Consider the following 24,876-nt stretch of genomic DNA (forward strand, 5'->3'; position numbering starts at 1 on the left):
CTCATGGGCCGAGTCGCGGCGATAGGCCCGGCGGGGCTTTTACACGCCGACCTCCTGCGCCAAAAGAACTCCACACTACGCATGCCACAGACTACAACCCTGTGGGGAAAAATGCCCTGGGGCTTACAGGCAAATGCTTTAAGCGACCGCGACCGGAATTTTGCCGATGCGTGCCTGCCATTCCTTCGGACCGGTAGTGTGCACCGACGTGCCTTCGGAATCGACCGCCACCGTGACTGGCATGTCTTTTACGTCGAACTCGTAGATGGCTTCCATGCCCAGGTCTTCAAAGGCCAGCACGCGCGCCTCGCGAATCGCCTTGGACACCAGATAGGCAGCGCCGCCGACAGCCATCAAGTAGGCCGACTTGTGCTTGCGGATGGCCTCGATAGCGACAGGGCCGCGCTCGGACTTGCCGATCATCGAGATCAAGCCGGTCTGGGCCAGCATCATCTCGGTGAACTTGTCCATGCGGGTCGCCGTGGTGGGACCAGCCGGGCCAACCACCTCGTCGCGCACCGGATCCACCGGGCCCACGTAGTAAATGACGCGGTTGGTGAAATCTACCGGCAGCGGCTCGCCCTTGGCCAGCATGTCCTGAATACGCTTGTGCGCGGCATCGCGGCCGGTCAGCATCTTGCCCGACAGCAACAGGGTCTGGCCGGGTTTCCAGCTCGCGACCTCGGCGGGGGTCAGGGTGTCCAGGTTCACTTGCTTGGATTTGTTGTAATCCGGCGCCCAGTGGACCTCGGGCCATTCCGACAAGGACGGCGGATCCAGACGAGCCGGACCGGAACCATCCAACTCGAAGTGAGCGTGACGCGTGGCCGCACAGTTCGGAATCATCGCAACCGGCTTGGAGGCCGCGTGCGTCGGGAAGGTGTTGATCTTGACGTCCAGCACGGTGGTCAGGCCGCCCAGGCCCTGCGCGCCGATGCCCAGTGCGTTGACCTTTTCGTAGAGTTCGATACGCAGCTCTTCGAGCTTGTTCTGCGGGCCGCGGGCCAGCAGTTCGTACATATCGATGTCTTCCATGAGCGACTGCTTGGCCATCAACATGGCTTTTTCAGCCGTGCCGCCGACGCCGATGCCCAGCATGCCGGGCGGGCACCAGCCCGCGCCCATCGTCGGCACCGTCTTGAGCACCCAGTCGATCAGCGAGTCGCTGGGGTTCAACATGACGAACTTGGACTTGTTCTCGGAGCCACCGCCTTTCGAGGCGATTTGCACGTCGACCTTGTCACCGGGGACAAGCTCGACGTGCAAAATACAGGGTGTGTTGTCGCGGGTGTTTTTACGGGCAAAGATCGGATCGTCCAACACCGAGGCGCGCAGCGGATTGTCAGGATTGGTGTATCCCTGGCGCACGCCTTCGTCGCACAGTTCCTGCAGCGTACGCTTGGTCTCAAAGCGCACGTCCATGCCTACTTTCAGGAATACGTTGACGATACCCGTGTCCTGGCACAGCGGACGCTTGCCCTCGGCGCACATGCGCGAGTTGGTCAGGATCTGGGCCATGGCATCACGCGCAGCCGGGCTTTCCTCGCGCTCGTAGGCGCGGGCCAGATGGCGGATATAGTCAACGGGGTGGTAATAGCTGATGAACTGAATCCCATCAGCAATAGACTGTATGAAGTCTTCTTCTTTGATCAGAGTAGACATGGCGATTTAAGCAAAAGCAACAAAAATGGAATAAGCGGCCCGACTGGCGGGCCGCACGATAATCAACAACTTATTTTAGGCCTCGACGCGCCAGCCTATTTGCCTTGCCACACGGGCTTGCGTTTTTCGGCAAAGGCAGTGGCGCCCTCTTTGGCGTCGGCCGAGGTGAAAATATGGGCAATCAGCGGGCGCTGGCGGTCAAACATGCCTTCTTGATCCCAATCCGTCCCCTGGGCCACGATGCTCTTGGCCGTCTGCACGGCCAGCGGGCCGTTTTCGACGATGACGCGGGCCAATTCCAGTGCGCCCTCCAGCGCCTTGCCCGGTTCGGTCAGGCGATTGACCAGGCCATAACCATGCGCGCGCTCGGCACTCAGCATCTCGCCGGTCAAAATGAATTCCATGGCGATGTGATAGGGCAGACGGCGCGGCAAACGCAGCAAACCGCCAGCGCCAGCCACCAGGCCGCGCTTGACCTCGGGCAGGCCGAACTTGGCGTTATTCGCCGCAACGATCAGATCAGACGCCAATGCCATCTCACACCCGCCGGCCAGCGCATAGCCCTCAACGGCGGCGATCAATGGTTTGCGCGGCGGGCGCTCGTTCAGCCCGGCAAAGCCGCGGCCCTCGACATAGGGCCGCTGGCCGCTCTGCGCAAAAGCCTTCAGGTCCATGCCCGAGGAAAACGTCCCGCCTGCGCCGGTCAGAATGCCGATGCGCACGTCATCGCGGCTGTCCAGCTCATCGAGCGCCGCGGCCATGGCCTGTGCGGTCTCCAGGTTGATGGCATTCTTGGCCTCGGGGCGGTTGACGGTAATGATCTGGATACCGTCGGTGACCTCGACCTTGATCAATTCAGACATGCAATGCTCCCAGGGCGGACATTCGGCCCGCGGTTATCTATAAGACTTACGGAGATACCGAATCATACGACCATCGGCGCGAGCTTGCCTCCACCCCCGTGGCGCCAGGAGAAAAGGCGGCGCTTTGCCCGGATATACGCTGCGTCACGGGCTGTCCACCCAGCGAACGCCCAGGCCAGTTAAAATGGCCGACTTTCCCGCCTACAGGGGCCGGACTGCTCCCGCAGACCAGCTGCCCGGCGACCCGAATTCCAAGAATCTTATGCTCACCTTTCAGCAAATCATTCTCACGCTCCAGGACTACTGGGACAAGCAGGGCTGCGCGCTGCTGCAACCGTACGACATGGAAGTCGGCGCGGGCACCTCGCACACAGCCACGTTCCTGCGCGCCATCGGGCCGGAGCCCTGGCGCGCCGCCTATGTGCAACCCTCGCGCCGCCCCAAAGACGGCCGTTACGGCGAAAACCCCAACCGCCTGCAACACTATTACCAATATCAGGTCGTCCTGAAACCCGCGCCCCCTGAGATCCTGGATCTGTACATCGGCTCGCTGAAAGCACTGGGGATCGACCCCACTCAGCACGATATCCGTTTCGTCGAAGACGACTGGGAAAACCCCACGCTCGGCGCCTGGGGCCTGGGCTGGGAAGTCTGGCTCAACGGCATGGAGGTCACGCAATTCACGTACTTCCAGCAAGTCGGCGGCCTGGACTGCACACCCACCACCGGTGAAATCACCTATGGCCTCGAACGTCTGGCCATGTATCTGCAGGGCGTCGAAAGCGTCTACGACCTGGTCTGGACCGAGGGCACCAACGGCAACCGCGTGCTGTATCGCGACGTGTTCCACCAGAACGAAGTCGAGCAGTCCACCTACAATTTCGAGCACTCCTCGGCGGACATGCTGTTTGCGCATTTCAACGACTACGAGGCCGAGGCCAAGCGCCTGATGGACGTGCCGCTGGCCCTGCCCGCCTACGAGGCCGCGCTCAAGGCCGCGCACACCTTCAACATGCTGGATGCGCGTGGCGCCATCAGCGTGACCGAGCGTGCCGCCTATATCGGCCGTATCCGCAACCTGTCGCGCGCCGTCGCGCAGGCCTATTACGATTCCCGTGAACGACTGGGCTTTCCCATGCTGGCTGGCCGCCGCACCGAGGAGGCCGCGTAAATGACCACCCATATCCGTCCCCTGCTGGTCGAACTGCTGACCGAAGAACTCCCGCCCAAGGCCCTGCAAAAACTCGGCCAGGCTTTTGCCGAAGGCATACGCGCCACGCTGGACAAGCATGGCCTGCTTGCCGCCGGCAACCAGACCACCGCGTACTCGACGCCGCGCCGTCTGGCCGTGCGCCTGTCACAGGTACTCGAGCAAGCCCCCGATCAGGACTACGCCGAAAAGCTGATGCCCGTGAAAATCGGCCTCGATGCTGACGGCAAACCCACCCCGGCGCTGGCGAAAAAACTGGCGGCCAAAGGCTTGGAAAACATCGATCCGGCCACGCTGGCTCGCGAATCCGACGGCAAACAAGACTATCTGGTTGCGCGCGGCATCGCTCCAGGCGCCAAGTTGGCCGAGGGCCTGCAGGAGGGCCTGCAAGCCGCGATCGACGGCCTGCCGATCCCCAAGGTCATGCGCTACCAGTTGGCCGATGGCGTCACGACAGTGAAATTCGTGCGACCCGCGCACAGCCTGATCGCCCTGTATGGCGCGGACATCGTGCCGATCTCCGCACTGGGCCTGACCGCCGGCCGCAGCACGCTCGGCCACCGCTTCATGGCCAATGGGCCGATAGAGATTGCTGAGGCCGACGCGTACGAGACCGCCCTGGCCGAACAAGGCCACGTGATCGCCTCGTTCGAAACGCGCCGTGCCGACATTGCCCAGCAATTAAAGGCCCACGCCAAACGCCTGGCCACCGTGCTGGAAACGTCATCGGATTCGGGCTCGGCTCAAGGCGATCAGGGGATCCTGGGCAACGACCCCGAAGTCGCCGCGCTGTTGGACGAGGTCACCGCCCTGGTCGAACACCCCACCGTCTACGAGGGGCAGTTTGACGAGCAATTCCTGCAAGTCCCGCAGGAATGCCTGATTCTGACCATGCGGCTCAATCAAAAATACTTCCCGCTGTTCGACCCGGCCACCGGCAAGCTCACGCATCGTTTCCTGATCGTCAGCAACATGCACACGGACAACCCGGTCAACATCGTCGAAGGCAACCAGCGCGTGGTGCGCCCCCGCCTGGCCGACGCACAGTTCTTCTTTGACACCGATCGCAAAACGCCGTTGGCGGCACGTGTCGAGCAACTGGGCAGCATCGTGTATCACAACAAATTGGGCACACAGCTCGAACGCGTAGAGCGCGTGCGCGCGATTGCCCGAGGCGTAGCCAAGCAGCTCGGCAGCGATATCTCGGCCGCGGACCGCGCCGCCTTGCTGGCCAAAGCCGACCTGGGCACCAATATGGTGGGCGAATTCCCCGAGCTGCAGGGCGTCATGGGGGCTTACTATGCCGCCGGCGATGGCGAGCCCGCATCGGTCGTCCAGGCGCTGCGCGATCAATATCGCATCCGCCTGGATGCGCCTGTAGACGCCGAGGGCATCACCGCCGCGATCCTGTTCATCGCCGAGCGCGCCGAGACGCTGATCGGTATCTGGGGCATCGGCCTGGCGCCGACCGGCGAGCGCGATCCGTTCGGCTTGCGCCGTGCGGCTCTGGGCGTGATCAGCGCCTTTGAACAGTTGGCTGCAGGCAATTGGCTGGCCGCCAGCGCCGATGGCCCGCTGTCGCTGAACAGCCTGCTGACCCTGGCTGCGGAGACCTTCCCGGCAGGCAAGATCCCGGCCGACACGCTGGCCGAAGTCCGCACGTTCATCTATGAACGCTATCGCAACCAACTGGCGGGCGAATTCGACCGCAATGCCGTCGATGCCGTCATCGCCCTGGCGCCGCCGCTGCACCAGGTCGCCGCCCGCGTCCGTGCTGTCACCGCATTCGGTCAACTGCCCGAGGCGGCGAGCCTGGCGGCTGCGAACAAACGCATCGGCAACCTGCTCAAAAAGGCCGAAAGCGAGATAGGCGCAGTCGATACGGCCCGCCTGACCGAGCCTGCCGAGCAAGCTCTGGCAGCATCCGTGGCAGCGCTGCGTCCGCAGGCCGAGGCCCAGCTGCAAGCCGGCGATTTCGCCGGCAGCCTCAGCACGCTCGCCCAAGCCCGCCAACCCGTCGACGCGTTCTTTGCCGATGTCATGGTCATGGCAGAAGACCCCGCCGTGCGCGCCAACCGCTTGGCCTTGCTCTCGCAATTGCACGGCCTGATGAACCAAGTCGCTGACATTTCCAGGCTGGCACAGTGAAGCTGATCATTCTCGACCGCGATGGCGTCATCAATCAGGACAGTGACGCCTTTGTCAAAAACCCCGATGAATGGATCGCCTTGCCGGGCAGCCTGGCGGCGATCGCCCGCCTGTCTCAGGCAGGCTATACCGTCACGGTGGCGACAAACCAATCGGGCCTGGCGCGCGGCTTGTTCGATACCCCCACGCTCAATGCCATTCATGCCAAGCTGTACCGCGAGGTCTCCCAGGCAGGCGGGTTGGTCGATTCCATTTTCCTGTGTCCGCACGGCCCGCAAGACGGCTGCTCATGCCGCAAGCCCCTGCCCGGCATGTACCACGACATTGCGCGCCGCTACGACGCCGATCTGACCGGCGTCCCCGCAGTGGGCGACTCGCTGCGCGATTTGCAGGCAGCCTCGGCCGCTGGATGCACGCCGTGGCTGGTGCTGACAGGCAACGGCCCCAAGACACAACAAGGCACATTGCCGCCCGGCACACGCATCGCCGCCGATCTCTCGGCTGTGGCCGACGCCTTGTTGCAGGAAGCTTGAGCCATGGCCTGGTTGCGTTCGCTGTTGTACATGGTGTTTTTGATCGTCACGGTCATCCCTTACGCCTTTGCGTGTCTGCTGTGGGCGCCGTTGCCACTGCACTGGCGCTACAAACTCACAGTCGGCTGGCCACGCCTGGCGATCTGGGGAGCACGTTTTTTCTGCGGGATCCGCTGGCAGGTCAAAGGCGCAGAAAATCTGCCCGATGGCCCTGCCGTGCTGCTGTCCAAGCACCAATCGGCCTGGGAAACGCTGTTTTTCCCGGCCCACATGCCGCGTGAAGTCTGCTTCGTCTACAAAAAAGAACTGCACATGGTGCCGTTCTTTGGCTGGGGCCTGGCGCTGTTGCGCATGATCCCTATTGACCGCTCCAAGGGCCGGGACGCCTTTGAACAAGTCATCAAACAGGGCCAGCAGCGCATGGACGAAGGCCGCTGGCCGTTGCTCTTTCCCGAGGGCACGCGCGTGCCTCCCGGAAAAACGGCGCGCTTCAAAATGGGCGGCGCCCTGTTAGCCTCGCGCACTGGCGCCGCCGTCATTCCCGTCGCCCACAACGCGGGCGAATGCTGGCGCCGCAACGCCTTTGTCAAGCGTCCTGGCCTCATCACCCTGTCCATCGGACCCACGATAGAATCACAGGGTCTCACTCCCGACGAACTCAATGCCAAAGTGCAGGCGTGGATCGAAGGGGAAATGCGTCAACTCAACCCTGAAAGGTATGCCCAAGAACGGTCAGCTTGAACTTCTGTTCTCTCAGCCTGTAGCGTCTGCCGCAGCCACACCCGGCGGCGAACCGCTGCAGGCTGCCAGTGCTGATGCCGTCTCAGCGGGGGCTCTCGGCCTCTCTGAAGGCAGCATGCCATCCACAGACGTTCTGGCGCCGCCCATTGCCCTTCAACCGCCTCCGCCCGTCAGGCCGGGGGTCACCATCATCGCCACGCCCTGTCCGGATCCCCTGCCCCCGGGCGCCCGTTGGCGCGAAGTCGCGACGGAACAGCAAGCCATAGGCTTTGTTCTGCTGCGCTCACGCCGGCGCAGCATCGGCTTTGTCATCGCTGATGATGGCCTGCGCGTCACAGCGCCCAACTGGGTCACGCTCACGCAAATCGACGACGCCGTGCGGGAAAAGTCGCGCTGGATCCTCGCTAAATTACGAGACTGGCAGGCCCGCAAAGAACAACTCGCGATGTCCGAGACCCGCTGGCAAGCAGGCGGCGAGCTCCCTTATTTGGGTAAACGCATCGTACTGGGGCTGAACGCGGAAAACCGCCAAGCAAAGTTCTCCAGCGACGTTGACGCACCCAACGATGGCGACACGTTGTGGCTGGCGTTGCCGGCCCACGCCGATTCCTCACGCATCCGCGATGCTGCGCAAGCGTGGCTGCAACAACGCGCCGGCACCTTGTTCGGCACCCGCCTGGCACACTTTCTACAGATCAGCGGCCTGAAGATCCGCCGCTGGCGTCTTTCAGCGGCGGCAACGCGATGGGGCTCATGCACCAGCGATGGCAACATCATGTTGAACTGGCGCCTGATCCATTTCGCGCCAGCCATCATTGATTACGTCATTGCACATGAGCTCGCCCATCTGCGCGAAATGAACCACAGCCAGGATTTCTGGGCCGAAGTCGGCCAGATCCTGCCCGGCTTCGAAGAAGCCAAAAACGTGCTGCGGCGGCACGATCCCAAAACGCTGCCTCAGTTTTAGGCTCCACCGTTATGGAACTGCGCCAGCTACGCTATTTCGTCAAAGTGGCCGAATATGGCAGCATGGGCCGCGCCGCGGCAGATCTTGGCGTCGTCACCTCCGCCCTCAGCCAACAGATCAGCCGCCTGGAAAGCGAACTCTCTACGCGTTTGCTCACCCGTACCTCGAGCGGCGTCGTCCCGACCGATGCGGGCGTGGCCTTTCTGCGCCAGGCTCAACTGGCCCTGCGCCATGCCGATGGCGCCGCGCGGGCCGCCAAGGCCGCCCGTTTGATCGGCGAGGTCAGCCTGGGGCTGCCCGCAACAACAGCATCGATATTGGCCGTGCCGTTTTTGCAGGCCATGCGCGAACGCTATCCCGATGTACGCGTACATCTGGTCGAAAGCCTGTCCGGCTACCTGAGCGCCATGCTGAACGCACGCCAGCTGGATCTGGCCGTCGTTTTCCGCACTGAAACTGCGCGACGCTGGAGCACCCTGCCGCTCATCGATGAACGGCTGTTCCTGATCGCGCCGCCTGACATGCCTGGCCTGCCCCCTGATGGACCCGTGCGTTTGCGCGACATCGCCAATCTACCCCTGCTCATGCCTAGCGCCAGCCATGGCTTGCGGGCGCAAGTCGACGCATCTTTTGCGCGCCTGCGCATGGAATTCAACCTCGCTGCCGAAATTGATGGCCTGGACGTGCTGATGGATCTGGTGCGCAATGGCTTTGGCGCCACCATTCAACCCGGCGCCGCCATCGTACGACTGCGCGGCGAGCCCCTGGCCGTGCGGCAGATCACCGACCGCCATCTGCGGCGCACCAATCTGCTGGCAAGCGTCTCTGACGACGAACTCTCGCCGGCCGCATTGGCAGCCCGGGTTTTGCTGGCCCAAACCGTCGAAAACCTCGTTCGGGCAGGCACGTGGCCCGGGGCGACTCTTCACAAATCGTGAACAACCGTTGACGATCGTAGGCTAGCGCGCACCTCTCGCACGCCCCTATAGTGCAGGCCTGACTACACAAGCCTACACACCCCATGATTGACGTATTGGTTATTGGCGGCGGCAACGCCGCCCTGTGCGCTGCCTTGATGGCGCGCGAAGCCGGCGCCAGCGTACTGCTGCTGGAGGCCGCGCCCAAAGCCTGGCGTGGCGGCAACTCGCAGCACACTCGCAATCTGCGCTGCATGCACGACGCCCCTCAGGACGTCCTGGTAGAAGCCTATCCGGAAGAAGAATTCTGGCAAGACTTGCTGAAAGTCACGGGCGGCATCACCAATGAACACCTGGCCCGGCTCGTCATCCGTGCATCGTCCACCTGTCGTGACTGGATGCGCAAACATGGCGTGAATTTTCAGCCGCCATTGTCCGGCGCACTGCATGTTGCCCGCACCAACGCCTTTTTCATGGGCGGCGGCAAGGCACTCGTGAACGCCTACTACCGCAGCGCCGAGGCGCTCGGCGTGCAGATCCGCTACGACGCGCCTGTCGATTCGCTGGAACTGGAGAACGGCCGTTTCGTCGCGGCCCGTATCGGCGACGAACGCATCACCGCGCGCAGTTGCGTCCTGGCCGCAGGGGGCTTTGAGTCCAATCGCGAATGGCTGCGCGAGGCCTGGGGACAGAACGAACGCGGCGAATGGCCTGCCGACAATTTCCTGATTCGCGGCACGCGTTTCAACATGGGCGTGCTGTTGAAATTCATGATCGACGCTGGCGCCGATACCATCGGCGACCCGTCGCAGTCGCACTGCGTCGCCATCGACGCGCGCGCACCGCTATACGACGGTGGCATCTGTACCCGCATCGACTGCGTCTCGCTGGGCGTGGTCGTCAACCGCGACGCACAACGCTTCTACGACGAAGGCGAGGACTTCTGGCCCAAGCGCTATGCCATCTGGGGCCGCCTCACCGCCATGCAGCCCGGTCAAATCGCCTATTCCATCATTGACGCCAAAGCCATCGGCCGATTCATGCCACCGGTGTTCCCGGGTGTCCAGGCCGACACTCTGCCCGAGCTGGCGCGCAAACTCGGCCTGGACGAAGCCCAGTTCATGCGCACATTGACCGACTACAACGCCGCCTGCCGCGTCGGCACATTCGATCACACCCAACTCGACGACTGCCATACCGAGGGAGTGCAGCCGGCCAAGACCCACTGGGCTCGCCCGCTGGACACGGCCCCCTACTACGGCTACGCCCTGCGGCCTGGCATCACGTTTACCTATCTGGGATTGAAAGTCGACGACACAGCCGCCGTTCGTTTCAACGACCAACCGAGCGACAACCTGTTTGTCGCGGGCGAAATGATGGCCGGCAATGTGCTGGGCAAAGGCTATACCGCCGGCGTCGGCATGTCGATCGGCACCGCCTTTGGCCGCATCGCCGGCACACGTGCAGCCGCCTCGGCCCTGGCGCAACGGAACACAGGAGCACAACGTGAAGCAGCTTGAAGCGCTCGTTCATCAAGCGCGCGAAACACTGCCGCCTGCGACAGCCACCACATCGCAGATGGCACGCAACGGTATCAACTCATCCGCAACCATGACAGAAAAACCCGTGCAATGGCACGCCAAAGGCACAGCGATCACGCCGGCTGCCTTGAGCGATGACGAAACCGAAGTCGCTCGCGTCATGCAGATCTGCAATGCCTGCCGTTACTGTGAAGGGTTCTGCGCCGTCTTTCCCGCCATGACGCGGCGGCTGGAGTTCGGCAAAGCCGACATCAACTACCTGGCCAACCTCTGCCACAACTGCGGCGCCTGTCTGCACGCCTGCCAATATGCGCCGCCTCATGAATTTGCCGTGAACGTGCCGCAGGCCATGGCCAAAGTCCGTGTGCAGACCTATAGCGACTACGCCTGGCCCAGCGCATTAGGCAAGCTATACAAAAAAAATGGACTGACCCTGTCCATCGCGGCTGCGGGTGCATTGGCGCTATTCCTGGTGCTCACCGTCGCCATCACCGGCGGCCTCTTGCACGAACCGCTCGCCGGCAACTTCTACGCCATCTTTCCGCACAACACCTTGGCATTGATGTTCGGGCTGGTGTTCGTCTTCGCGATCATCGCGCTCGGCATAGGCGTCACGCGTTTCTGGCGCGACGTCTCACCTGGCACCGCCAGTGGCGCTGCCGTCGCCGAGGCCACTCACGATGCGCTACGGCTGAAATACCTCGATGGCGGACACGGCAAAGGCTGCAACAACGCCGACGACGCATTTACCTTGCTGCGCCGGCGTTTTCACCACCTGACGTTCTACGGTTTCATGCTGTGTTTCGCCGCCACCAGCGTCGCCACGCTCTACCACTATGCGTTTGGCTGGGAAGCCCCCTATCCCTATTTCAGCCTGCCTGTGTTGCTGGGCACCGTCGGAGGCATCGGCCTATTGATCGGGCCTGCGGGTTTGCTCTGGCTGAATCTCAGACGCCATCCTCTGCAAGGCGATGCGGCACAAAAGCCCATGGATCGCGGTTTTATCGCCCTGCTGTTCCTGACCAGTCTGACCGGCCTGCTCCTGCTCGCGCTGCGCGAAACCAGTGCAATGGGACTCTTTCTCGCCATCCATCTGGGCGTAGTGATGGCACTGTTCCTGACCCTGCCCTACGGGAAATTTGCGCATGGCATCTATCGCTGCGCATCCCTGTTGAAATGGTCCATCGAAAAACGGCAGCCCGACAATTTGAAATTGGGATCTGACTGACAACACGTTCGAGATGGTGCGGGGATTCGTTGTTGCCCTTGACGGGCAATCTCGAATCCCCGCGCCAATTCGACATCAGAAATGGAGACACACATGACAAAATTCCTGACCCAGACGGCCTGTGCCCTCGCACTGACGGCAGCCGCCAGCATCCTACCCGCAACCGCGCAGACCTTTCCTGCACGGCCGATCACGCTGGTCGTGCCGCACTCGGCCGGAGGCACCTCCGATATCCTGGCGCGTACGGTCGCTGCCGAGGCCGCGAAGATCCTTGGCCAAAGCATCATCGTCGAGAACAAAGGCGGTGCCAACGGATCGATTGCAGCGAAAACTGTAGCCACCGCGGATCCCGATGGCTACACCCTGCTGCTCGCCACCGCCAGCACGCATGGCATCAACCCCGCGTTGTACAAAAAGCTGAACTACGACGCGATCAAGGACTTTACCCCCGTGACCCTGCTGGCCACCGTGCCCAACGTGCTGGTCGTCAACAAGGAAGTTCGCGCCACCAACGTCCAGGAATTGATCGCCGAGATCAAAGCCAAGAGCAATGCCTTCAATATGGGATCCGCCGGTGCGGGCACGCCAGGACATCTGGCCGGAGAAATGTTCAAACAACGTGCCGGCCTGGAATTTGTCCACGTCCCCTACAAAGGCGGCAGCCCAGCGCTGGCCGATTTGATCGGCGGCCAAGTGCAATTCATGTTCACGACCATTCCCGGCGCCATGCCCCTGATCAAGGCCAATAGCGTGCGTGCGCTGGCAGTCACTTCGCCCCGCCGCTCGCCGGCCCTGCCCGATCTGCCCACGATGGCCGAATCCGGCTTGCCTGGATTCCAGGCGATTTCCTGGCATGGCGTCGTCGCACCGGCCGGCACACCCGCAGCCACCGTCGATACACTGAATCAAGCACTGACCAAAGCCCTGGCCACGCCCGAAGTGCGGCAACGCCTGATGGAAGAAGGCGCCGAGGCAGCAGGCCTGGGTTCCAAGGAATTCGGAACCTTCATCCAGCAAGAAATCGATACCTGGGCCAAGGCAGTCAAAGCATCCGGCGCAACGGCCAACTAGCATTCACGCTGATGGGGTGCCTCGAGTCACCCCTGCCTGGCGAACCTGCGGCGCGAAATTTCCTCAAACCAACAAGCGCCCTACACGATTGGATGAGCCTCGCCCAGATACTCATCCAATCGACTGACCAGATTGGCACGCGCGCGATGCGTATGTAAATCCGTCAACTCGACTGCCAACACGCTGTCGCCCGCGGCGATGGCCTTCGCGATGGCTTCGTGCTCGTCCCAGATGGCTTCACGTTGCTGCATCGACGACTGCAGCACAGCACCCATCACACGCCGTAAATGGACCCAATAAATCTGGGCGCTCTGTTCCAGCAACGGATTCCCCGCTGCGCGGTATATCGCCTGATGGAATTCCATGTCCACATCGATCATGGCTTTCACATCCTTGCCACGCGCGATCTTGCGGCCACGGACAATGATGCCCGGATCTACCTGAAATTTCCGTGCAGCCGCCAGACGCGCCGCCAACGCATCCAGCGAGCCGCGTATCTCGTACAAATGCCCCACTAGGGCCCCGTCCAGGGGAGTCACCAGCACTCCCCGACCCGGTGCGTCCTGCACAAATCCATCCTTCTTCAGAATGCGCAGCGCCTGAATCACCGGCGACCTCGACACCTGCATTTGCTCGGCGATTTCCTCCTGCGTCAGGCGGGTGCCAGGCGCCAAGGTGCCATCGCTGATAGCGTCAAGCAGCATTTGGTAAACCTCGTCCACGAAATCGGGACGAGACTGGATTCTGGGAAGGGTGACAGCCATAACTAGCCTTTTGTACTCGGTATTCAAAGTATTTTGAGCCAGCGCGCCACTTGCTGCAATCGCCGCGCACGCCCGGGGAAACGAATCAGGGGCTTGACTTTTCCACCGCCGAAGCAAAAAATAGCGCAAACTCTGTATACAGAGTTCAGAGTTCAGAGTTCAATTAGGCAATAAACACGGAGACAGCGCATGACCAAAGCCTTTGAAAAACTCGAGTCCCCTCGTTCGACGGGCAGCAGTGCCACGACGAAGAGGCTGATTCCCTATGGTGGCTATTACGCCAATCGCACACCTGACCATGATCCCGAGCTCACCGAAACCGGCCCCGGGACGCCGTTGGGGGAATACATGCGCCGATTCTGGCAACCCGTTTGCATGTCGATGGAATTGACCGACACGCCCAGGTTTCTGAAAATCCTGTGCGAGGAGCTCGTGGCCTTTCGCGATGGCAGCGGTCGCGTCGGCGTCCTGCATGCGCATTGCGTACACCGAGGCGCCTCGCTGGAATACGGCGCCATTCAAGAGCGCGGTATCAAATGCTGCTATCACGGCATGGTGTTCGACGTCGACGGCTCATGCCTGCACGTGCCGTTCCCCAAAGGCGAGGAAAAAGAAGCAGAAAAATACGCCTGTTCCATTCAGCAAGGCGCCTACAAAGCCATAGAACGCAATGGCCTCGTCTTCGCTTATATGGGACCGCCCGACGAGGAGCCGCCATTCCCGGAGTGGGAACAAGACTTTACGGTGCTGCCTGGCGACGAGTTGGTGCCATATAGCAACTTTCAACACTGCAATTGGCTGCAAGTACAGGACAACGCCGCCGACAACTTCCACCCTACCGCCCTGCATGCCGCGAAAAACGTTGTCGATGGCCATTTCCAGGGCACGACCTTTGACGAGGTCGGCGCCGCATCAATGGAAGTCGCGCCCGACATGCAATTCATCCCTATCCACCAAGGCCGCGGTCTGGCGTGTGCAGGAGCCAGGCGCGTCGACAAAGACAAGATGTTCCTGCGTATTCAACACCAGGTGCTGCCCAATCTGAGCCTGCACGCCTACACCTCTGAAGACGGCTCGCAAAAGAAACTCTTCAGCCGGTTCCACATCATTCGGTGGACGGTTCCGGTCGACGACGAAAATAGCAAGATGATCGGCTGGCGGGTCATGGGGCCAGGCATCGACACTCGCGGCGTAGGCAACAAAAGCCTGGTCGGCTACGAGACGATCGATTTCCTCGAGGGCCAAGTCGCCATGCGCAGGCCGGAGCGTTTCGGCCAATACAAACTCGAAGACATACCGCCCATTCCATCGAACCACCGGGAACGGCACAACTATAAAGAAGCCCAGTACGCCCCAGGGGATTACGAGGCCATCATCAGTCAGCGCCCGATCGCCGTTCACGCGCTGGAGAATCCCACCAAATTCGACGCCGGGCTCTATGCATTTCGGAAAATGTTGCGAGACGCCGTGCGCGGCACCAACGCGGCCGCCGCCGCACAGGGATTCGCGCAGTGGTTGCGCGATGTCAACGGCGCACCTAACAGCTACTGCAGCGGGAACGTCTTTGAACTCCCCTTGGCCGATTCGATAGAACAGGAAGTCGCCAATCGCCGGCAGCTTGCTCGCAAAGCCGTCGCCATCCTGACCGAAGCCGATCATCTGCACGGCACTGAACGCGCCGAGTTCGTCAAAGCCCGGTTCGATGAGCTTGAAAGCAGCTTGAAATCCTGAACAGAGTGATCACCGACTGACGGGATAGGCGGCGGCATCGCCTATCCCGACCATCAAAACGAGAATGACGATGAACTCTTCCAAGACCGAACAGGAAGCGCTGACCCACTTGGAACTGGTCCTGCGGCAAGTACGCAGAGAGGCGATAGGGATAAACTCCTACGAACTCGTAGCCCCGGACCAGAAAGACCTTCCTCCCTTCACCGCCGGCGCTCATATCGATGTACACATTGCGCCGGGCGTCATACGGCAATACTCGCTTTGCAATGATCCCTCAGAGCGGCACCGTTATGTCATCGCCGTATTGCGAGACGAAACCGGCCGTGGAGGCTCACGCGGGATGCACGACGATCTGCGCGTTCCGGACAAATTGAAAGTCAGCATCCCACGAAACAACTTCCCGCTTTCCGAGCAACCTCGCAAAACCCTATTGATTGCGGGGGGCATAGGTATCACTCCCCTCAAATCGATGATCCATGCGCTGGAGGCGCAAGCGAAAAACTACGAGCTCCACTACTGTTCGAAAAGCGCGGAATACGCAGCGTTTCAACAAGAGCTGAAACAGGCCGCCAAGACGGGAAATATCCACTGTCATTTCGATGGCGGCAACCCTCAAAAAGGCCTGGATATCGCCGCACTGTTGCGCGAGCCTCAAACAGAAACGCACGTCTACTACTGCGGTCCGGGCGGGTTCATGGAGGCGTGCAAACAGGCCAGCACGCATTGGCCAGCAGGCACGATTCACTGCGAGCACTTCAAAGCCCCGGCCAAGCCCATTCCGATCGACACCGAACACGCGGCCGACGAATACACCGTCGAGCTGGCAAAATCGGGGCAACGTGTCACGGTATCCCGGGACCAAAATCTGGCGGAAGTGCTGCAACAAGCAGGCGCCGCACTGGAAACATCCTGCCAGGCGGGGCTCTGCGGCACCTGCAAGTGCAGATATTTATCCGGAGACGTGGATCATCAGGACTTCATTCTGGACGATGACGAGCGCCGCGATTTTTTGACGCCATGTGTTTCGCATGCCAATGGCGGCACCTTGGTGCTGGACTTATAAGCCATCAGGCCTGCGTTGTTAGCAACGGCCTATCGCGAGGCAGATGCCGTCGAGTCCAGCGTACCGAGCAGCCACGATATAAACGCGCCAACTTTCTCCCGCTTTCGCTCATTACTGCGGCACGAGAGAAAGTGCGTTTCTTTTTTGAACTGGTGAAAGACGCCCGCGCCGAATTCCACCAACTCGCCACGGCTCAACTCGCGTGCAGCCAACAAACTACTCTCGAGTATCACGCCCATGCCATCGACCGCGGCGGCGATCGCCAATGCCGCCCGGTCAAACGAAGGCCGAGGCCGATCGGGCATGCGTAAATCATTCGCGGCAAACCAGTCCGCCCACCTCACGCGGCTGAGCTGCGAATCAATTAACGTCAGCTCCCGGATCCGCGCCGCTGCCGCAGTTTCTGAGGCCGCCAACTGCGGCGCACATAACGGCAGGATGCGCTCAACGCCCAATGCGAGTGTCTCCATGCCCGGACGCTCCAGCGCACCGCCATATGAAATCGCCACGTCGACATCATGCACACGCGTCAAATCAAGCGGCTCGGCACCAGTCGATAAACGAATCGTGATGTTCGGATGCGCTGCGGAAAACTCGGGCAATCGCGGCCCCAACCACTTCACCGCAAAACTCGGCGCAGCGTAGACCGCCAGCACTTGTGCATCCGGCGCCAATTGCACCTCGGCGCATGCGGCCTCCACAACATCGAAAACACGGCTCAGACTCCCAAGCAGACGCAAGGCCTCTGGAGTCGGCTCGACCTGCCGATTGCGCCGCACGAACATGGCGCGGCCAAAGTAGTCCTCGAGTTCCTTGATCTGATGACTGATAGTGGACGGCGTCAGATGCAATTCCTGCGCAGCCAACGCAAAACTCTGCAATCTGGCGGCGGCCTCGAACGTACGCAGCAGGACAAAATTCGGAATGCGTCGCATCGATCTGACTCTATAGATGGATGAGATTCATCTTTCCATGAACAACCATCGTTTGTCAAAGCCTGACTGCCAGCGGGATCATGCATTTACCCGATCACCATCCTCAAGGAGACACACATGGCTGCGGTAATGCAACCCACAAAGAAAAGCATCGATCTCAACGGTCGCATTTCCATTTACCAACCCGAGCAAAAGGGGCTGATTTTTCCGGAGATCCCTTCGTTTACCAGCGCCGCCGCACAGCGCCAACACTTGAAAGAGCGCCTGGTCGGCGCGTGTCGCGCCTTTGCCTTGCAAGGCTACGACTATGGCTTCGCAGGCCATTTGACCGTACGCGACCCGGAAAACCCCGGGCTGTATTGGACCAACCCCATGGCGGTGCATTTTTCTCAGGTCAAGGTCTCCAACCTGATCCTCGCCGACCACGAAGGCACCGTCGTAGAAGGCCGTCACGCCATCAACCGCGCAGGCTTTGTATTGCACGCCGCCGTCCACGAGGCCCACCCCGACATCATCGCCATGTGCCATGCCCATACCGTATACGGCACCGCCTTTGCCGCGCTCGGCAAACCGTTGGCTCCCATCAGCCAGGACGCAGCCGCATTTTTCGAGGACCATGTGGTGATCGGCGACGAAGCAGGACAAGTCGCCGTCGAAGTCAAGGCTGGCCATAAAGTCGCCAACGCATTCAAAGGCGTCAAAGCCGCCATCCACCAGAACCACGGGCTGCTCACCGCCAGCCGCCACAGTATCGAGTCTGCTGCGTTCTGGTTCATTGCTCTGGAGCGCTGCTGCCAGCAGCAGTTGATGATCGATGCTACCGGCATCACGCCGCGCCTCGTCTCCGAAGAGCGCGCCCGCTATAGCCGTGAACACGTGGGCAGCGACTATATCGGTTGGCTGCATTTTCAGACGATCTGGGACCAACTGATCGCCACGCAGCCCGACATGTTCGACTGACACTCATAAACGATGCCGCGGTTCTAGTATCCAGCATATAGGCCGCCAGGAGAAATAAAAAACAACGACATTCGTCATGAATTCGCTTCGCAACGTACGAAGCGAATCGCCCAATTAATATCAACGGAGACTACATATGACCACCGCAACCCATGCGGAATATCTGCCCGTATCAGAAGACGCCACCTACACCAAAGTCATCTGGCGCCTGCTGCCGTTTCTCTTCATCTGTTATGTCTGTGCGTACCTGGATCGCGTGAACGTCAGCTTCGCCAAACTGCAGATGCTGGACGATCTCAACATGAGCGAGGCGGTCTATGGCCTGGGTGCCGGCATTTTCTTTGTCGGCTATCTGATGTTTGAGGTCCCCAGCAATCTCATCTTGTTGCGCGTCGGGGCTCGCCGTTGGATCGCCCGCATCATGGTGACCTGGGGGCTCATCTCGGCCGCCATGATGTTCGTCACCACACCGACGATGTTCTACGTCATGCGGTTCCTGCTTGGCGTTGCCGAGGCAGGCTTCATCCCCGCCATTCTGCTGTATCTGACGTATTGGTTCCCGTCATCACGCCGCAGCAAAGTCACGGCGCTCTTTTTGACCGGGATCCCCATGTCAGGCGTGATCGGCGGCCCGCTCTCTGGCTGGATCATGGAATCCTTTGGCGGGCATCATGGATTGGCAGGCTGGCAATGGCTCTTCTTGCTCGAAGGCTTACCGACTATCGCATTAGGCGTCGTCGCGTTTTTCTTCCTGGATGACCGTGTCTCCGATGCGAAATGGCTGTCTGCCGAAGAAAAACAGATCATTCAACGCAATCTGGAGAATGATGCAGCGCCCGGACGCATGCACAGCCTGCGGGATGGCCTGCTCAGTCCGCGCGTCTTGTTGCTGGGTTTGATCTATTTCTGTTTCACCATGGGTTTATACGGCGTCAGTTTTTGGCTGCCCTCGTTGATCAAGGCATCTGGCGTGTCCAATACCCTGGATATCGGCCTGTTGACCGCAGTGCCGTATGCCGCGGCCACCATCGCGATGATTCTGGTTGGTCAGAGCTCGGATACACATGGTGAACGGCGCTGGCATCTGGCGCTGCCTGGCCTGATCGGCGCCATCGCGCTATGCGTGAGCATCACCCAGGCACACTCTGTCGTCTGGGCCATGCTGGCATTGACCGTCGGGACCATGGGCGTCATGACCACCATTTCTCAGTTCTGGGCCGTGCCTCCGGCGATCCTGGGCGGCGCGGCGGCCGCTGCGGGCATCGCGCTGGCCAACTCCATCGGCAGCATCTCAGGCGTCGTCAGCCCCTACCTGATCGGATGGTTTCAAACCACCACCGGCAGCACAGGAGGCGGCATCCTCGGCATCGCGGCCAGCATGATACTGGGCAGCATCCTGATCTTTCTCGTTCCGGCATCGTCGGTCAATCACGCCCGGCAGGCGTGAACCACACAGCGACGATATCGAGTCACCAAGACAGGGGTAGTCAACCACGCCTGTCTTGGACCATACGACCTCAATCAGTCCATCGCGAGGAAAAGAGATCATGTTCACCAGAATGCTGCGCTATCTCACCGCACACGCCAGCCGGCTAAAGCCATCCCGCGTACTGCTGGGAGACACGGGGATTTCACTACCACTCGAACTGCCTCCCCATCACTGCCTGGATCAGTCCGTGCAATACAGCATGAACGCCAGCCCGTACCTACGAGAAATTGCGCTCTCGCGCGGCCGCCTGTGCACATGCTGCAACATAGGCATTGACCCGCGCCGCACGCAGGCGAGCACGCACGAACATCACGACCGCTAATACGCCGTGCACGATCAGCAATAGCCACGCCAGCAGCCACCAGGCCGATCGCAGCATGGCGGGCACCTGGTCGCTGGCGCCACGGCGGGCATCCAGCGTATAAACGGGCGTGTCGCTCGCGTCCTGCGACACGCCGACGATCATCGCCTCGACGGCAAATGGCGCAACGCCATCAGGCCCGGCCAACCACGCATATTGGTTATAACGCTGCAGCGCATCGAGCTTCCCCTCCGGCGACTTCTCGACCGATGACTCCCCGTCGTCAAACGCGGGAACAGCCGGCAGACGGGCATGCGGCCCCGTTCGCACATCCAACACCACACCGCCGCGCTGGCTACGCAACGTCGCATCCGCCGCCGCAGCGACAATCCCTTCCACCTGCGGCGCAGCCACCCGTTGCGCCAGCCGTCTCACCTTGGACAGGCCTTGCGCGGAAATCACCATCGTCCTGCCGGCATTGGGCGCGCCCTGCTCAGCGGCCTGCGCCAATGCTTTCCAGTTGGTGTGTTCCTTGTCGCTGAGCAGGTTTTCAACCATCGCGTCACGCAGCGCCGTGCAACCCATCTGGCTCTTTGCATTGAGGCGCGCACAATAGGCGTCCACGTCCGAGATCGCTTTCGGTACGCCGATCACATCGAAAAACCGTCGTTGATTACGCCCCTGCATCTGATTCAGATACGCCAGCGGATTGTCCTGTGCATTCCGGTACATCTGCTGTTGCACCATGACATCCAGCATAGGATTGGCGCGCGTACGCAGGAATTTTCCGCTATACATGGCAAACGCTTGCTCGTCCTCATGCAATCGCGGCGCTTGCGGCGTGCCGCCTCCCCACCGCAACGTACTGCACTGAACCGCGGGCATGCCCTGACGCACCGGCATCAACGAACAACGCGCCTGCCCTTTCAATGCCACCATGGTCCCCGCAGCCGGGCTCGCCTCGCGCAACGCCCCGGCGTTGTCATAAGTCCGCGTCTGGGTACCCAGCAACCACGCCTTGGTTTGCAACACGTCGCCACGCAGCCCTCCGCCACTCACCATGGCAACGCCGACGAGCAATAACAAGGCCGTGATTGCCAGCACGACATGACGCCCCCAGAACACCCGAGGATAGGCACGCGTTTCCGCATCGATAGAAAAATGCTTGCCCAGGCGTACGACGGAATAATCATCCACCCGCAATTCCGTATCGACACGGCCAGAGGCAGGGACAACCAGATGCGGCAACCAGTGTTTGGGCAACATGAGATGCAGCTTGTCGCCCAGGAACCAATGCTGGGAGACTGCCGCCGAATTGTTCGGATGACTCAACTGAACGGCAGTAAACGCGCCTCGCACATGATTCACGCGTTTCGACACCGGCCAACGGCGCGGCCCCCATATCAGCCACAGCGCGCACAACAGCAATAGGCCTGCCACTGCGCTGCATCCCAGACGGACGACATCCTCTGTGACCGTCGCAATCCCCGCGCTCACGGCAGCCAGTATCAACACCACGGCGGGCCCGAAGCCCAGGCCTGCCGATTGGCGAGCCGTCGTTTCTGCTGGCGTCTCGTCGCGCTGCCCCAGCATGTCGACGCGGACGATATCCTCTTCGTCCGGCGTGAGCCCCTCTGACGGCGCGTCAATATCCGACATTTCACCGACCTGGCCGCCTGCCCACTGTTGAGCCTGTTCCTGGCGGCGCATGCCTCGCTCGCGGCCCCCCGCCAGATCAAACTCGCCATTGAGACGAATCACGATGGCGACCTTGTCAGCCAACATGACTTCGGCATCGTTATTGACTTGCAGATAATCGCTCGCGTCATACGGCAGAATCACCTCGACCCCGCCCAGCGTGTCATGCATCTGTTCCCCGCCGCCATTGGCGGTCAAACCGTGACGCAGATACTCGCCTCGCAAGCAGTAAACCTTGCCGTCTGCCAGCATCAAGGGACGCTGGCGCTTACCGGGACGCGTCAGAAAGGGCTGAACGAGGGTCAGTTCCTCGGCCGTTGCCTCGCGCGGCGGGGTGCCCGCCTGCATCAGGCTCTTGAGGATGCGCTTGCTGGCACGGCGGCGCGATTGATAGCGGATCACGCCATACAGCGAATAGCCGAGCATTGCCAGCAACAGCAGTAATTTCAATAAATCCAACGTGTCCATCGCGCCTGACTTTTTCCTGGAGGAAGCCGCGGGAATCATAGGAGGTCGCCGGCACGAAAGACAGAGCGAAAACCACACAGACCTCATGAAATCGTGACAAAAAGCTACGCCAACCCGGTGTTTGCTACGATATCACCTCGGCCACGAGCCCGATTTTCACCTAGCACAAGGAATTTCCCCATGCGTCTCCTGCACACCATGCTGCGCGTCGGCAACCTGGACAAGTCGATCGATTTCTATACCAATGTCCTGGGCATGCGCGTGCTGCGCCGCAAAGATTACCCCGATGGCAAATTCACCCTGGCATTCGTTGGCTATCAAGACGAAAGCGAAGGCGCGGTCATCGAGCTGACCCATAACTGGGACACCGATCACTACGACCTGGGCAACGGCTATGGCCACATTGCGCTGGAGGTCGACAACGCCTACGAGGCCTGTGAAAAGGTCAAACAAAAAGGCGGCAAGGTCACACGCGAGGCGGGCCCGATGAAGCACGGCACCACCGTCATCGCCTTTGTCGAAGACCCGGACGGCTACAAAATCGAATTCATCCAGAAAAAAGGCCGCGCCGACTGAACGGCAGCGTCCACATCGCCATGATTCATCCCATCCTGAAAATGGGCGACCCGCGTTTGCTGCGGGTGGCTCAGCCCGTCGAGCAATTCGACACTCCCGAGCTGCACACCCTGGTCGCCGACATGTTCGAGACCATGGAGCATGCGCGGGGCGTCGGATTGGCCGCGCCGCAAATCGGCGTCGACCTGCAACTGGTCATATTCGGGTTCGACCGGAATGAACGCTATCCCGATGCGCCGGCCGTCCCCCAGACAGTTCTGTGCAATCCAGTGATCACGCCCTTGTCGGACGAACGCGAGGACGGCTGGGAAGGCTGCCTGTCCGTGCCCGGCCTGCGCGGGCTGGTGCCGCGCTATCGGCACATCCGCTACAGCGGCTACACCCCGCAGGGCGAATACATCGAACGCGAGGCCGAGGGCTTTCATGCTCGTGTCGTGCAGCATGAATGCGATCATCTGATCGGCCGGCTCTATCCGTCGCGGATCGAGGACTTCACCCAGTTCGGATTCACAGAGATCCTGTTTCCCGACATGGATCCGAATCAGGACGATTGAAACCCGGCGTACGCGAAGAGGGGCAGGCATCCATCAAGATGCTCTGCCCCTCCTTCATTTCGTACTGAGTTAATCCAAGGCCCTGTTCTTGGACTCGACGTCGACCCATTTGATCGCGACGGCGCCTGCCACCAGCAATCCCGACAACACGAACAACGACAAGGTAAATTGCGTCGCCATGATCGGTGCAATCACGGCCGGGGCAAACAGCCCGCCGAGCCGGGCCACGGCACCTGCCGCCCCCATACCGGAAGCGCGTAAACTCGTCGGATAGACCTCAGGCGTAAAGGCATACAGCGCGCCCCAGGTACCCAGCAATGCAAAGCTCATCAACAATGTTGAGGTCACCATCAATGCGACCGAGCTTCCCAGGCTGTACAGCAGGCACCCTGCCGCACTGAACAGCAGGAAGCCGATCAGGGTGGGTTTGCGTCCATAACGCTCAACCGCATAGGCCGACAAGGCATATCCAGGTACTTGCGCCAACGCCAGGACGATCAAGAACGCCTGTCCACGCATAAAGCCCATGCCTTCGGCAGACAGCTTGATGGGCAGATACACAAAGACGCCGTAGTAAGCGACGGAAACCAGCAGCCATGCCAACAACAGCGACACACTGCGCCGCGCCAGGCCGGCGCCGAACAACGCGAACACCGATTTGCGCTCCATCGTTTGCGGCTCGAGCTCGCCGATTTGAACGCTGTTGCCGTTGGTCTTGGCAACGCGCTCCAGCACTTGCCGGGCCTCTTCCGATTTACCCGTCTTGTTTAGATATAGCGGCGACTCGGGAACATACCAACGCAGGATCACCCCGACGATCGCAGGTATCCCCGTGACAAAGAAAATAATGCGCCATGCTTCATCGCCATACGCACTGGCCACCCACGCCAAAATGGCCAGAAATACGGTCCCCAAAGCCCAAAACGATTCGAGCCACACCAGCCAACGGCCACGGCGCTGAGCGGGCAGAAACTCCGCCATCATTGTGTAATCGACAGGCAAGGTGCCGCCTACACCAATACCGGTCAGAAAGCGCAGAATCAACAGCCATTGGAAATCCGGCGCAAACGCCGATGCCACCCCGGCGCAGGCATCGATGACCACGGCCAGCATCAGCACCGGCCGCCGGCCAATACGATCGGCCAACCGTCCGAACGCAAAAGCGCCGATCAACATGCCCACAAAAAACAGCGTCCCCGTCTGCAGGGCCTGGGGAATCGTCAGGCCAAAGGTCTTTGCAATCGACGGCGCGCTGAAACCGATCGACAGTACCTGCATCGCGTCGGCCATCCAGACCAGCCCGAATATCACAAACAGCCGATACTGGAATTTCCCTACGCCTGCTGTGTTCAACCCTTGTTCAATCGTTATTTTTGATGCTGCCATGGCTACTCCTACGAGGTTTGCCGTTGCTTTTATGCGCTGTCGCGCAATTAAAAATCAGTCCTGCGTATTC

At 60.8% G+C, this 24,876-nt stretch carries 21 protein-coding genes; 15 read left to right on the top strand and 6 right to left on the bottom strand.

The genetic code is table 11. From position 1 onward, the window contains the following. Positions 1-138: 138 nt before the first annotated feature. Positions 139-1,662: a fumarate hydratase gene (locus ACNA0J_RS17385; RefSeq protein ID WP_415820113.1), complete on the bottom strand. Its 1,524-nt coding sequence runs from the start codon at positions 1,660-1,662 to the stop codon at positions 139-141. A 95-nt stretch (positions 1,663-1,757) separates the two neighbouring features. Then, a complete protein-coding gene (locus ACNA0J_RS17390) occupies positions 1,758-2,525 on the bottom strand; it encodes a crotonase/enoyl-CoA hydratase family protein (protein ID WP_415820114.1) in 768 nt (255 codons plus the stop codon). Positions 2,526-2,787: 262 nt separating this feature from the next. Between ACNA0J_RS17390 and glyQ the strand changes: the two genes are divergently transcribed. The 9 genes from glyQ to ACNA0J_RS17435 all read left to right on the top strand — a co-directional run bounded on the left by glyQ (position 2,788) and on the right by ACNA0J_RS17435 (position 12,881). After that, a complete protein-coding gene (glyQ, locus tag ACNA0J_RS17395; RefSeq protein ID WP_415820115.1) occupies positions 2,788-3,696 on the top strand; it encodes a glycine--tRNA ligase subunit alpha in 909 nt (302 codons plus the stop codon). Continuing rightward, entirely contained in the window at positions 3,697-5,883 is a 2,187-nt protein-coding gene (gene glyS / locus ACNA0J_RS17400; protein ID WP_415820116.1) for a glycine--tRNA ligase subunit beta, read from the top strand. Then, entirely contained in the window at positions 5,880-6,416 is a 537-nt protein-coding gene (gene gmhB / locus ACNA0J_RS17405; RefSeq protein WP_415820117.1) for a D-glycero-beta-D-manno-heptose 1,7-bisphosphate 7-phosphatase, read from the top strand. The genes glyS and gmhB overlap by 4 nt, the downstream gene beginning before the upstream one ends. Positions 6,417-6,419: 3 nt before the next feature. Continuing rightward, positions 6,420-7,157 carry a lysophospholipid acyltransferase family protein gene (locus tag ACNA0J_RS17410; RefSeq protein WP_415820118.1) on the top strand — a complete coding sequence of 246 codons (738 nt, stop codon included), beginning with the start codon at positions 6,420-6,422 and terminating at the stop codon, positions 7,155-7,157. Beyond that, complete coding sequence (locus ACNA0J_RS17415) at positions 7,135-8,124, top strand: M48 family metallopeptidase (RefSeq protein WP_415820119.1); 990 nt, start codon at positions 7,135-7,137, stop codon at positions 8,122-8,124. Before ACNA0J_RS17410 ends, ACNA0J_RS17415 begins: the two co-directional genes overlap by 23 nt. Positions 8,125-8,135: 11 nt before the next feature. After that, positions 8,136-9,062, top strand: a complete 927-nt coding sequence (locus ACNA0J_RS17420) for a LysR substrate-binding domain-containing protein (protein WP_415820120.1) — start codon at positions 8,136-8,138, stop codon at positions 9,060-9,062. A gap of 83 nt (positions 9,063-9,145) precedes the next feature. Continuing rightward, positions 9,146-10,561 carry an FAD-dependent tricarballylate dehydrogenase TcuA gene (gene tcuA / locus ACNA0J_RS17425; RefSeq protein WP_415820121.1) on the top strand — a complete coding sequence of 472 codons (1,416 nt, stop codon included), beginning with the start codon at positions 9,146-9,148 and terminating at the stop codon, positions 10,559-10,561. Between the two features lie 91 nt (positions 10,562-10,652). Then, positions 10,653-11,810 (top strand): tricarballylate utilization 4Fe-4S protein TcuB, encoded by a 1,158-nt coding sequence (gene tcuB, locus ACNA0J_RS17430; RefSeq protein WP_415820197.1) that lies wholly within the window; start codon positions 10,653-10,655, stop codon positions 11,808-11,810. A 93-nt stretch (positions 11,811-11,903) separates the two neighbouring features. Continuing rightward, positions 11,904-12,881 (top strand): Bug family tripartite tricarboxylate transporter substrate binding protein, encoded by a 978-nt coding sequence (locus ACNA0J_RS17435; protein ID WP_415820122.1) that lies wholly within the window; start codon positions 11,904-11,906, stop codon positions 12,879-12,881. Positions 12,882-12,961: 80 nt separating this feature from the next. Here ACNA0J_RS17435 and ACNA0J_RS17440 read toward each other — a convergent pair whose 3' ends face one another. After that, a complete protein-coding gene (locus ACNA0J_RS17440; RefSeq protein ID WP_415820123.1) occupies positions 12,962-13,645 on the bottom strand; it encodes a GntR family transcriptional regulator in 684 nt (227 codons plus the stop codon). A gap of 189 nt (positions 13,646-13,834) precedes the next feature. On the opposite strand from ACNA0J_RS17440, the gene ACNA0J_RS17445 reads away from it, so the two are divergent. Next, entirely contained in the window at positions 13,835-15,376 is a 1,542-nt protein-coding gene (locus tag ACNA0J_RS17445) for a Rieske 2Fe-2S domain-containing protein (RefSeq protein WP_415820124.1), read from the top strand. A gap of 70 nt (positions 15,377-15,446) precedes the next feature. After that, positions 15,447-16,439 (top strand): PDR/VanB family oxidoreductase, encoded by a 993-nt coding sequence (locus ACNA0J_RS17450; RefSeq protein WP_415820125.1) that lies wholly within the window; start codon positions 15,447-15,449, stop codon positions 16,437-16,439. Positions 16,440-16,468: 29 nt separating this feature from the next. Here the strand turns inward: ACNA0J_RS17450 and ACNA0J_RS17455 are convergent, their stop codons facing one another. Further along, complete coding sequence (locus ACNA0J_RS17455; RefSeq protein WP_415820126.1) at positions 16,469-17,374, bottom strand: LysR substrate-binding domain-containing protein; 906 nt, start codon at positions 17,372-17,374, stop codon at positions 16,469-16,471. A 117-nt stretch (positions 17,375-17,491) separates the two neighbouring features. On the opposite strand from ACNA0J_RS17455, the gene ACNA0J_RS17460 reads away from it, so the two are divergent. Both ACNA0J_RS17460 and ACNA0J_RS17465 read left to right on the top strand, forming a co-directional pair. Next, entirely contained in the window at positions 17,492-18,334 is an 843-nt protein-coding gene (locus tag ACNA0J_RS17460) for a class II aldolase/adducin family protein (protein ID WP_415820127.1), read from the top strand. Positions 18,335-18,470: 136 nt separating this feature from the next. After that, positions 18,471-19,781 carry an MFS transporter gene (locus ACNA0J_RS17465; RefSeq protein ID WP_415820128.1) on the top strand — a complete coding sequence of 437 codons (1,311 nt, stop codon included), beginning with the start codon at positions 18,471-18,473 and terminating at the stop codon, positions 19,779-19,781. Positions 19,782-20,040: 259 nt separating this feature from the next. Here ACNA0J_RS17465 and ACNA0J_RS17470 read toward each other — a convergent pair whose 3' ends face one another. Further along, on the bottom strand, positions 20,041-22,290 hold the full coding sequence (locus ACNA0J_RS17470) for an IgaA/UmoB family intracellular growth attenuator (RefSeq protein WP_415820129.1): 2,250 nt from the start codon (positions 22,288-22,290) through the stop codon (positions 20,041-20,043). Positions 22,291-22,470: 180 nt separating this feature from the next. On the opposite strand from ACNA0J_RS17470, the gene gloA reads away from it, so the two are divergent. Together gloA and def are read left to right on the top strand one after the other, a co-directional pair. Next, positions 22,471-22,866, top strand: a complete 396-nt coding sequence (gene gloA / locus ACNA0J_RS17475) for a lactoylglutathione lyase (RefSeq protein WP_094823159.1) — start codon at positions 22,471-22,473, stop codon at positions 22,864-22,866. Between the two features lie 20 nt (positions 22,867-22,886). Then, complete coding sequence (def, locus tag ACNA0J_RS17480; RefSeq protein WP_415820130.1) at positions 22,887-23,420, top strand: peptide deformylase; 534 nt, start codon at positions 22,887-22,889, stop codon at positions 23,418-23,420. A gap of 69 nt (positions 23,421-23,489) precedes the next feature. Here the strand turns inward: def and ACNA0J_RS17485 are convergent, their stop codons facing one another. Then, on the bottom strand, positions 23,490-24,806 hold the full coding sequence (locus tag ACNA0J_RS17485; protein ID WP_415820131.1) for an MFS transporter: 1,317 nt from the start codon (positions 24,804-24,806) through the stop codon (positions 23,490-23,492). Positions 24,807-24,876 lie beyond the last annotated feature (70 nt).

It is taken from the genome of Bordetella tumbae, assembly GCF_965139195.1.
Lineage (GTDB): Bacteria > Pseudomonadota > Gammaproteobacteria > Burkholderiales > Burkholderiaceae_B > Bordetella_A > Bordetella_A tumbae.